At 32.0% G+C, this 12,012-nt stretch carries 9 protein-coding genes; 3 read left to right on the top strand and 6 right to left on the bottom strand.

Annotated elements, in window-relative coordinates:
* Positions 1–186: 186 nt before the first annotated feature.
* Positions 187–435 carry a hypothetical protein gene (locus tag FTV12_RS12115; RefSeq protein WP_180034123.1) on the top strand — a complete coding sequence of 83 codons (249 nt, stop codon included), beginning with the start codon at positions 187–189 and terminating at the stop codon, positions 433–435.
* A gap of 1,176 nt (positions 436–1,611) precedes the next feature.
* On the opposite strand, the gene FTV12_RS12110 is transcribed toward FTV12_RS12115, so the two are convergent.
* From FTV12_RS12110 to FTV12_RS12090, 5 genes are all read right to left on the bottom strand, one after another.
* The gene (locus FTV12_RS12110; protein WP_180034122.1) at positions 1,612–1,953 is read right to left on the bottom strand and encodes a helix-turn-helix domain-containing protein; all 342 of its coding nucleotides are present in this window, start codon (positions 1,951–1,953) and stop codon (positions 1,612–1,614) included.
* Between the two features lie 158 nt (positions 1,954–2,111).
* Complete coding sequence (locus FTV12_RS12105) at positions 2,112–3,386, bottom strand: McrC family protein (protein WP_180034121.1); 1,275 nt, start codon at positions 3,384–3,386, stop codon at positions 2,112–2,114.
* Between the two features lie 12 nt (positions 3,387–3,398).
* Entirely contained in the window at positions 3,399–6,335 is a 2,937-nt protein-coding gene (locus tag FTV12_RS12100; RefSeq protein WP_373687229.1) for an AAA family ATPase, read from the bottom strand.
* Between the two features lie 329 nt (positions 6,336–6,664).
* Entirely contained in the window at positions 6,665–6,922 is a 258-nt protein-coding gene (locus tag FTV12_RS12095; RefSeq protein WP_180034120.1) for a hypothetical protein, read from the bottom strand.
* A gap of 127 nt (positions 6,923–7,049) precedes the next feature.
* The gene (locus FTV12_RS12090; protein ID WP_180034119.1) at positions 7,050–8,351 is read right to left on the bottom strand and encodes a protein rep; all 1,302 of its coding nucleotides are present in this window, start codon (positions 8,349–8,351) and stop codon (positions 7,050–7,052) included.
* Positions 8,352–8,848: 497 nt separating this feature from the next.
* Here FTV12_RS12090 and FTV12_RS12085 point away from each other — a divergent pair, with 497 nt between their 5' ends.
* Both FTV12_RS12085 and FTV12_RS12080 read left to right on the top strand, forming a co-directional pair.
* Positions 8,849–9,034 carry a helix-turn-helix transcriptional regulator gene (locus FTV12_RS12085; protein WP_180034136.1) on the top strand — a complete coding sequence of 62 codons (186 nt, stop codon included), beginning with the start codon at positions 8,849–8,851 and terminating at the stop codon, positions 9,032–9,034.
* Between the two features lie 157 nt (positions 9,035–9,191).
* Positions 9,192–11,684 (top strand): hypothetical protein, encoded by a 2,493-nt coding sequence (locus FTV12_RS12080; RefSeq protein ID WP_180034118.1) that lies wholly within the window; start codon positions 9,192–9,194, stop codon positions 11,682–11,684.
* 83 nt (positions 11,685–11,767) lie between these two features.
* Here FTV12_RS12080 and FTV12_RS12075 read toward each other — a convergent pair.
* A partial coding sequence (locus FTV12_RS12075; protein ID WP_180033861.1) for an IS30 family transposase occupies positions 11,768–12,012 on the bottom strand: 245 nt, incomplete at its 5' end.

Raw genomic sequence — 12,012 nt, 5'->3', positions numbered from 1 at the left:
TTTTCAGTTTTTTATCGTGTAACGGTAGATATGTTCAATTTTTAATCAAAAAAATTAGTTAATCAGGTAAAATCGTTATAAAACCTTCAAAAAACACCTATAAGTTTGCAAACAAATTTTTAGAGTGCTGCATAATGCTTTCAAGCGGGTTAATATAAATTACCTTATAAAATAGGAATTAATAATATGATTAATCCTTCTTTAATACTCTCTCAACAGGCCAAAGATTTAGGAAAACAACTGATTAAGGAGCTAAATATTCAACCAGGGATTGGTATTAGTGATTACTTAGGTGTTAGCAGAAGATATCACAATATGGATGCCATTTTTGTGTGGATTCAAAACAATATTGATGAAGGTAATTTCAATTATGATATTAATAAAATTAAAAGAACTTTTAAGTCGTTAATACCTGAATCTTTATCTGGATTTTAATATTACCAGTCTTATTTAGAATTGACTTCCTTAGTTTTATTTATATTATTGCCTGCGATTCTTTCCCTTATCTGTCCTGTAATTTTGGAGTTGAATGGAGATAAGGGTGGCTAAGGCAAAAATGAATCATGTTAATTCAGTATTTCCAAAGCTCGGAAATAGCAATCAGGTCATGGCCAGTCAAATATCACATCTCTACTTTTAAAACAGTCCTTTGCGAAACCCATCCTCGGTCGGCAATTTCTACTGTGTTATATCCCTATTCAACCGGCACGTTCTAAGCGCTGACCAAGTACTTCGGCAAGATAATGGATGATATGGGAAAAAATCTTTCTCACCCAAAACAGATACCTAAAGTGGAATTCTTTTACAGTAAATAAAATCAATAACTTATAGTCATTAAAGTAGAAAGAAAAACAGTAATACCAGAGTTAATTTGCCACCACAATTGGAAAAAATCTTTCTCACCCAAAACAGATACCTAAAGTGGAATTCTTTTACAGTAAATAAAATCAATAACTTATAGTCATTAAAGTAGAAAGCAAAACAGTAATACCAGAGCTAATTCGCCACCACAATTTGAAAAAATCTTTCTCACCCAAAAAAAATACCTAAAGTAGAATTCTTTTACAGTAATTAAAATCAATAACTTATAGCTATTAAAGTAGAAAGCAAAACAGTAATACCAGAGCTAATTCGCCACCACAATTGGAAAAAATCTTTCTCACCCAAAAAAAATACCTAAAGTAGAATTCTTTTACAGTAATTAAAATCAATAACTTATAGTCATTAAAGTAGAAATCAAAACAGTAATACCAGAGCTAATTCGCCACCACAATTGGAAAAAATCTTTCTCACCCAAAACAAATACCTAAAGTAGAATTCTTTTACAGTAATTAAAATCAATAACTTATAGCTATTAAAGTAGAAAGCAAAACAGTAATACCAGAGCTAATTCGCCACCACAATTGGAAAAAATCTTTCTCACCCAAAAAAAATACCTAAAGTAGAATTCTTTTACAGTAATTAAAATCAATAACTTATAGTCATTAAAGTAGAAATCAAAACAGTAATACCAGAGCTAATTCGCCACCACAATTTGAAAAAATCTTTCTCAGTCTTGTATTTATATCTTAGTTTTCAGTATTCGAGCCCTGATTCTTTATGGAATCAATACTACCAATCTAAAGATTGATGACTTTCATTTTTAGATTTTTCGCTCTTGCCTGATGCACGTTGACGTATTTTACCATGTAGTTTCAAAAGTTGGATTGGTGATAGAGGAGGCTCAGGCAAAAATGAATCGAGCTCATCAAGTATTTCCAAAGCCCGTAAAATGGCAATCAGATCAACTAGTCGTACATCTCCTTTCTCCGCTTTTAGCACAGTCCTTTTTGAAACCCAAGCTCTGTCTGCAACTTCTACTTGTGTCATGTCTCGATTCAACCGTGCTCGTTTTAAACGCTGACCAAGCACTTCGGCAATATAAGCTGGATTATCACTATGTTTAAATTTCATTTAAGGTTTAAAGCATCAATAAGCTACTTTAAAGATATGCCATTTACCTTTATTAACCAAATTTCTATGAAGCTCCTATTAAGTACTCAAATCTGCACTCAATAAATAATTTTGAGCGGTTAAATGCAAAATCTTGTACTTAACAACACAAGCTACATTCAAGAAATTTTAAAATTATTCGGTTCATCAAGGTTAAAAGGCACCACTCTCAGCCTTGCACCTTTGGTTTTCCTAAACTCAAAATCATCTAATGGTTGAGTGAATTTATCTGCTCGATATGGGTAAACCAAAATCACTTCACTTTCATGATCCAAGTAGTAATGACTATAAGCAAACATCTGCTGAATATCACTGTCCTTTAAGCCATAACGTCCACCACGATCAGTTTGATCAATCAGCTTCCACTTGGTATCCATTACAATACTTTTAGCCTTAGATCGCTCTATAAAAATATCTGGCTTGAGTTTGAATATCTTGCTCTTTTGTTGTTCACAGATATGCTCGGTAGCATGCTGTGTACTCACCTTACAATCAGGTAAATTACGGCGCAGATGATAAGCCACGTAGTATTCAAAAAGCTTTTCCATTGGAAACAATAAGCTCATACCACGCCATTCACCTTTTGTGGACACAGGCATATATTCACCAAGAATAAGTTCAGTCCATGGCTGAATCTCTGCATAGAGCGCAAGCAAGCGCCCTGACTGCCATTGTCTAAAGTCTTGCTGTATCTTTTGACTACGCGGAATTTCATTCGTCATCAAACGTAGTTCTTGAGCAAGCTTCCAATTACTCGCATCGTTGGTCTTTTTACAGACTACTTCCAATGCTGTACGAATTAATCGATTCTCTGGTCGATCTACTTCATACACATCATGCTCAATCGGAAAAATATGCTTCTTGGCAGGTGGTTGTCGCATGTATTTCACATGCTGTAATTGCCCACGTAAAAACTTTTGTTCCTCTTGTATTCGGTTATAGTCAAAACGTAAACCACGCTGAACCAAACGTTCAAATGAGGATAGAAACTGAGAAATAATCCACTCATGTAATGGTTGCCTGAATCGATTTAGATTAGCGGCACCCGTCTCTCTAAAAGGTAAGTGCAAAGATACACTGAGCATTTTCTGAAGAAGTTTACGTTCCTGCTGAATTATCTCCTGATCATCCACTCCGTTCAGCTCAATATGCTTGGGAAGGATTTCAATACGCGTACCACACGGCGTTTCAATAACGCCTACGTATTGATCAAGTTTCAACTTCCTGCGGCCTGCTAGCTCGAAGACTTTTGCACCATGTTTAGAAAATGATGCCGACAGCTCACATAGGTGCTCAAATGCTGATTGAGTTATATAGGCATGATCCAAGGTTGATTTAGAACAACCTTCATCAATACTGATGAAGGCATATTCTCGCACTGTAAAATCAGGCATAAATCTCTCCGATTAATGCTTGATAATCTTGGCAAAACTATCGATTGAATCAAATGCTGATTCTACTAATTCCCATGTCTTCTGCTCCTCAATAAAACTCTCGGATTCGGTATTAATATTCGGAAATAATGTCGAACGCACCACTGCTTTAGGTTGAAGCATGCCATTTGCGTTAAGTACCATATTGATCTTTGACCAGTCATCAAAGAAGTATTCTTGGAGCTGTGGAAGGATCTTCTGTTTAAAAATTGAAGATAAAGTTTCTAAAGTCTGTTGTTTTTCCAGACTCATGAAGTTGGCATGGCCAATACAATGGTCACGGTCTAACAGCACTTCAATACGTTGGTTGATGACTTCTAGCAACTTTCCAATATTTAATCCATTAACAATGACTTCATTTAAAAGTTCTGGTTTTGGTGGCATTTCAATAAACTTAAAACGACGGCGCAAAGCTATATCTAAGCCTGTTAGAGACCTGTCTGATGAATTCATTGTACCAATGATGTAGACATTATCAGGTATAGAAAATTCTTCTTTAGAATATGGTAGTGTCACAGAAAGAGCTTCTTCTGCTCCTTCACGTTTGGAATCTTCAATTAGGGTAATCAGCTCACCAAAGATACGAGAAATATTACCTCGGTTGATTTCATCAATAATTAAAATATATTTATTAACTAAATTAGTTGAAAGCAATGCTTCAGGTTGAAGCAGCGCAGTTAACTTAGATTTATCAACGGCATTTTCTAAATTATATACAGTCGATTGCGAGAAAATTTTCTTAAAATAATCCTCATTTTTCAAACTTGGAGAAAATGTTTTTAGCCATTTAACTTTTCTCAGTTGATGATATCCAAATTCTTGATTCTCATCATATTCATATTCACCAGTCACCTCTGCAATAGCTCTGAATTTTAGATTGCCATCAGTGATAATGACTAAATCACCATTTTTAATTTTATTTTTAAAGGTATTTACATAACCAGCAGCTGTATCTTCACTATCTTTAGAGTAGTGGGACTCCTGTAATTGATTTTTTACTGACTGGATATCATCACAGTGACTGAAATTAATCGCATCTCCCCAGCCTAAAAGAATGACATCATTATCTAAACATGAACGATATAAATCATCTTCAATTCCAGCGCGGCCTAAAGACATTTTCCAAATTTTTTTATTGGATAGATCTATTTCACTCTCAATATTAGAATGAACATTACCCTTCGCCAGTTCAACAATTTCTTTAAATACCCCTGCTTTCACTGGATATTTTAGATTACCATCTTCATCTGTTTCAGCCCGAATTCCTTCAATAAAGTCTTCATAGCTAAAACTTTGATGAAAAGTTACAAACTTGATCTGACCTTTTTTCTTATATTGATCAAAACGCTCTTTTAGTGCTTTACGATCTTCTGATTCCAAGACATCTAACGGCTTATTTTCAATAATCGATAATGCGTGGTTAATTGTATGATAGGTTTTACCTGTACCCGCTGCGCCAAATAAAATACGGTTTAAAGATTGTTGCATGATTACTTCGTCCACTAATTCTTTCGTTCGCTGTTTCTTTTGTTTGTTATCCAAATAGCCTTTCCTGACCAGTGCAAAAAGTTTTTCCACATATGGGAAAAACGCTTGTTCACCTTGATCAGCCAATAAAATAGGTAAAAATTCTGGAAGTGGTAATTTCGGATACAGGTGTTCATAACCAATTCGTTTGGTATTTACCTTACTTACAATGGGAATAATGAAAGGGTCATTAAAATCTTGATATAAAAATGCAATCATCCATTTCAGTCCTTTAGTGAACTGAATCTGGTCAATTGCGTTTAAATCACGACGCTGAGCAGCATCTACAATATCAAGTATTTCCTGTTTGATCTTCTGGAATGCCTGCTCTTGAGTATTACCAAGCCGTTTATTCCACGAATATGGTCGTTGATTATGATATTTTTCATTATCCCCTAAGCTAACAGGCTCCCAGAATTCAAAATAACAAGAAAAGGTAGGATCCCCCTGCGTTGGATCAAAAGTATCAATCTGGGCAATAAAACATTCTTTGCTTTTAGCTTGATGATATTCTTCCACTGTTAAATTTTTAAGACGTTCTACAGGCCATAATTCCAAGAAAGCCTTAATTTTACGCTCCAGCGCCGTGATCTGGTCGCCAGTTTGTTCATACCACTCACAAAAATTTTCAAGCTCATTCAAATTGCTAATAAGCACAGAAAATATTTTATTGCCTACCTGTAATGTTTTTGCATGTGTGGCAAGGTGATGGTGTCTAGGAGCTGTTTCTGAATATTCTTTCTTAATTAATAATTTGATTTCTTCTGGTGGTTGGTGATCACAAAAAATAATCGGTGTTTTAGATTTTGGATCTAAAGCCAATTCTCTTCCCAAAGGTGTTTTAAATGCTGCTATATGAACTGTTCCTGAATATGTACTAGGATATCTTTCTTTAAGATACTCTACTGCTTGGGCAGCGTTTAAACTCTGATTTTGATAATCTAAAGGCAATAAACCCTGCCCATCTAGTGTCATTCCAAATTGAATAGCATATTCTTTTAACTTATATAACCAATCTACAAATTTTTCATTAGCTAAGTTTTTATAAGAAAAATTCAAAGCAAACTTCGAATCAAATTCTGTAATAAAGTCAGCTAAAGCCTGAATAACTTCAAGTTTAAAATAAAATTTACCATCTTCATTATTTCCTAAGTGACTCACTAAGAGAAAATCTTTTACCCTGCTTGTCAAAATGGGTTTGATGCCAAATCCTAAATAACCAAATTTACCACTACCTGCATGATAAATATCGATATTTGGAAATACATTGTGTATATCGTTGATTGCTTGCCAAAACCATTCAAGTTCGGCATCTTCCAAATTTTCTAAAAACAGCTCAATGCGATCTACTTCAAATTTCAGCTGCAGTTCTTGCAAATCCACTTTTTATTACCTATTACTTCACGAATACTTAATTCACTAAAACCCTTTTACAACACAAGAAATATTTATCTCGCATTACCATGCTTAACTGTATTTATTTAAATCCCACCAATTCATTCTTCGGATGAACTTTTTTCCATACTCTAGCTTATGACAGCCAGGCTTTACTTTCTTTGTCCCAGATACGGCGGCATCAGGTCATCAAACTGCTGATCTGTTTCTTGCGATACATCATACTCCCAATGTTCTTCGTATATACGACATGTCAGATCCAGAATTCTTTTTGAAAGTACGTGATGTCCAATTATGAATTGTTCTTCTGTTATGGCTCAGTATGCATAATCACGTACATATTGCACAGAATGTTCTAAGGCTTCTTCTGTTTCCCTTACCCATAATTTGAAACAGGGATCTCCACTTAAACAATCGATAAACTGTTTAAAGTCATTTAGTTTATTGATGAATGTTATATTGGCTTTCAGAATATTGTGAAATGCTTGTGAAAGTCCTTGAGTGTCATATATATCAATCTGCAATTTGTATAAGTTATCTTGAATACCCCTGTCATTACGTGCCGTGTTTAACACTTAACTTCCCTCATTTTTGTATATACGACAAACTTAGAATTTATAGCTGTGAATTCTGCCTTACTCACACCAACAATTCTAGTAAATCATGGGCTTGATAATTCAACTTTTAATTGATTAACAACAACTAATCAAAGAGTTTGGATTGTTGAATATATTTTAGCAGTCGGTCAGTTCTCGGGTATATACGACAATCAAGCCCTAAATACTGGATATCCAGTGCTATAGTACGGAGAAGTTGGCGCCGTATCGTATAAGAGGCTTTACAAATCCTTTGCCATAAAGATTTAGTAATCTGCAAAATACGAAGCGTTTTATTCAAATTCTCTTTTTTTTGTTCCCTTTTTTTAATTTTTTGCACTTCTGCATTCTTGAAGTCATACCCTTTATCCATCAGAAAGTCAGTTAACAGATCTGACCATCGCACAAAGTTTTTGTTCACCATTGCAACCGTATACTCTTGCAGAATGAATCCATATTTTCTGGCAGTATGCTTATTTTTATCGGATGCCAACTGTGCAATATCCCAGATCGTTAGACCTGCGCCGTGGGCAATATCTTCGTGTAATTTTGTACTACTTTTCTCTTTTACCAACCGATGTTTTATTAAGTAGTTAATGACCTTGGTGTCTAACTTATCTGTATCAGAAGCACAGTTCTGCAATTTGACACCGTACTTCCGATTAGGAGTTTTAATTCCACTGAGCTTACACTTTGCAGACCATGCTTTATATAAATCTTTCTCAATATTGATCAATTCCTTGGCAGTATAGAACTGCTCTGAAATAACCAGAATATGCAGGTGTGGATGCCACCCCGATTTTTCAGAATAAGTGACTTCAAGTACCGTGATATGACCAACTTTAGAAAAGATGTTCCTCAACTTTCCTGATCGCATTCCATCTATAAATTTTCCCTGAGCTACCTTTAGCTTTTCAAGTAGATCGATTAAACGATCTCTTAAGGAATGTGGAATTGTTAATGTCATCATATAAGCATGCAAACCTAAGTCATTGATGACCTTTTGAAGCTCTATTAGTTCAGCCTTTTTCTGTGCACCCAATCGAGCGACACAGGTTGGACATACCCAGCACTTCCTGCATTCCTCTATTTTGCTATATGTCACTTTTTTCGTGTCAGTCCGATATTGAATTTCAACATTTGCATGTTTTGGTATTACAGCTTTTCCACACCTAACACTGCCATGCACAGGGTCAAACTTTTTAATTTCTCTTTGAATTATTTCTAGCAACCTGTATTTAAAACTACTGCCTGATTTACGCTTATCTGACACGGTTTCATAATCTGTTTTGTTGGATAACTTTCCTCTTTTAATATCTAAAGGGTTTCCACTTTTCTGGAGCATTTCCAAATCAGCAGGTAGAGTAGATTGAAATTGCTTGCTAGGATGCTGATAAAAATTAGCCATGAAATTTTTCGGTTACTTAAAAACCAGAAAAATACATGTTTCAAAATTTTGACAATTGTTTTGGTGCAGAAAAATGAAAAAATGATCATACGGGAGGTTGTTTTAGGTCACTGAATCACTACCCCTTACTTCAATTTGATTAAAGAATAGACATTTAAAACACCTAAAATATTCACGCTTTTTGGATCTATTTTTTTTATTCCCTATTTCCCTAAAAATGCTTTTTTATTATTAAAAACACAAAAAATAGCGTCAGTTCTTTTATTCTTTATAACAGTAAATAATCTTAAAAAAATAAAATATACAAAAGACCTAACCTAATGATTTTCAATATTTTTATATTTACAAAACATGAAAAAGCATTAAAAATTAAAGAATAATACGTACTAGGAACTCTAATGAGAAAATTTGCAAAAATCCAAAATGCTTTTAATTCTTTAAAACAACAGGGATTTGGAGCAATTAGATATTAATATTGATCTTATGACTCGGTAGCAATCGGTCAATTAATCCGCAAACAAAGAACTCAACAAAGTATTACTCAAGAGTCTCTAGCACTTCAATGTGGTATCGATCGAAGCTACATGGGGAGGATTGAGCGTGGGGAAGTAAATCTTACTGTCGAAAAATTATATGAAATTGCCTCGGTCTTAGGTGTAAGTGCAAAAGAATTATTACCTTAATACTTGATGTACAAGCACTCAATTTTTTTAAATAATAGTCAAATATAGTCCACTATATGTCTGATCAATAGAAATTTAAAGTATAATCATATAGTTGCCTGGATTTTCGTCAACCCAAGCGAATGTATTTCAATTTGAAGATTTGGTTAGGTAATCTGTGACACAAGAAAAATTAGAAGAGCTATACGCTTACAAAGGGAAAGAAAAAATTTTAAGCGAAATTAGTAGTTATAATATTTTATATCTTTTAACTATTAGTCTTCATATTTTTCTAACCCTCTATATATCTATAATTTGTGCGTTATTTATATTTTCATATAACTTTTTTTCAACTTTAGATATCAATATTTTAAATAAATACATTTCATTAAATATTGGTAAAAACAATACATTTTCTAATGACTTAAAAAATGCATCATTATATTTATTTGCTGCTCAAGCAACTCTGATCGGTTTAATCTTCCCTATTGTTATTGCATATGTAAGTTTAGCCAGCGTAGGAAGAGCAAGTTCAGATAAATTAATGAATATTTATAAAACTCATACAGGGTTTAATCTTCTAGCAAGTAGCTCCTTTTTACTTCTAGCATCTTATGCTTTTCTATTTATTTTTGATTCATTTTTTAATATTTCTTTATTTAAAATATCCCAATTTTTATTTTTAATTTGGTTTGTTTTTAACCTATATCTTATTTATGTGTTTTTATCTAAAACCGTTGATTTTATATATGGCTCAAAGAAAATAGAAGAAATTACAAAATACTCTTACAATCATATAGATGGTTATAGAGATGGATTTTTAGTAATTGCGGATGAATTAAGCTATTTTCTGGAAAATAAAAATATTTCTCGAGCTAAAGAATTAGAGATGGAACTTGTTGAGTTCTTACAGACTATCTATATAAAACATGGGTTTTCTAATGATGATATGCATTTCTTTTTAGCTGAAATAAGAAAAATTATAGATAACACAATGGACTACAATAATTCGCATTCAATAAAAAATGTTTTATATATTTATTATTATTTAGGAAGTAGATTAAGCAAAGTAAATCAAGATGTTTTTATAAACAACTTACTTGAAATGAATTATGTAGTTTTATTCGATTTAAAAAATAAGCTAAATTTATCTAATAGTTATAAAGATCATGTTTACTCTATATTTCTTGCATCTTGGGACTCATGGAATAAATGGAATTTTTTATTAAAAACAAATATCTCCAAGTCTTATTATAATTACTATACTTTTCTAGTAGCATCATTTTATATAAAAAATAATAGAGATTTAGAAATGATTCTTGATACTCTATTGAGAATACCAGAAAATGTTAAAGCTGATTTTTGGAATATTGAAAAACATAAATCTATTATGGGGAACAATATATGTGATGATTCTTTTATCAATCTATGCATTGAAACTAAATTCTGTATAATAAAAAATATTTTAGAAAGTAATTTTGATATTGATTATAAAAAAAGATACATAAAATCTATTTTAAGTAATACAACTTTATTGCACGGAACTACTGAAATTAGATCCATAACTACAGTTAAAAGTGCTGAAGACCTAATTTTTAGTATACTTCGAATAATTGATAATCCATATTATTCGGAATATTTAAATAACATGCTTGATAAAAGTAAGTCATCTAATAGAGTGACCAATAGAATGTACTGGATGGACACAAGTAGTTATTTAAATAAAATTACAGAAACTTATGTATATATTTTTGATCAATTTATAAAAAATAAATCAATTTCAAGCTTTAATGTCAATGTTTACCTGAATAATTTGGATATTAATGAAAGAAATAAAATTCTTAATATTATTACTAATTACATAAAGGAAATAGATAATATTGAATTCATACACAATTATTTTGATAAAGGAAAAATAAAACTATTAAAAGGACGATATGTTAATTTAATTTCATCATTAAGAAATATGATTCAACTCAATATTATTGATTATTTTTCAAAATCAAAACTAACCATTGAGGATAAGAATAATATATTCTATGGAGAGTTTGAAAGTGTGTATCACAATCTTCTTTTAAGTATTTTTTCTGAGTTATTAGTTTGGAAAAATGTCATTGTTAATTCAATGCCAATTACTTTTAATTATGAAATTGAATATATAGACCCCAAATCAATTTTAGATCAAGATGTAATTTACTCCAATAACTATAATTTATTTGATCAATATTTTTTAGATGATATATTTAATAGCGTTGATAAATATGAAAAAAAATCAAATGATCCAATCACTGATATTTTAGATTTAATTAAAGCCTTCAATATAAAACAACCTGTAGTGTTAATTTTTTGTCAATCATTTATTGATGAAATTTTAAATGGAAATTGTTCATTCAATGTTGAGTTTACAAATTCTAATACTTATATAATAGATGGCGTAGCTTTTCAATATATGGCTAATTATAAATCTAACTATTATAGTTTTGTTTTTAATACAAATCTAATTAATTCCATTGAGATTTTATCTGGCAATAAAGTTTTTGATCAATCGTCTATTGAATTACTATCTTCACCTCCACCTAGCTTTAATTTGCATTTTAAGATCAATTATATTTTTAAGTATAAAATAAATTTTGATTTAGGTTACTCCTTGTATTTATTTATGAAAATTTAGGAGGTTTTAGGAAATTTATGTCTAATAAAATTAAGCCATCACAACTTACAAGATTAGGGTATGAATACCAAGACCTGGCGAATTCAAACATGAGGTGCGACAGTTTCAAAAGCCTTATGATAATCAACAAGCTGAGCAAATTTCTCTAATGGTGTAAGCCAATCTAACGCTTTTCTAGGACGAGTATTCAGTGACATGGCAACTTGATTTAAATAATGCTGATCTGCCTGATTTAAATCAATCCCTTTAGGTAAATATTGCCTAATTAAACCATTCATATTTTCGCATGTACCTTTCTGCCATGGCGAATGTGGGTCACAGAAATATA

The organism is Acinetobacter sp. YH12233 (assembly GCF_013417725.1).
GTDB lineage: Bacteria > Pseudomonadota > Gammaproteobacteria > Pseudomonadales > Moraxellaceae > Acinetobacter.
Note: the sequence above shows the minus strand (reverse complement) of the source record. Positions and strands in the feature narration are given on the sequence as shown.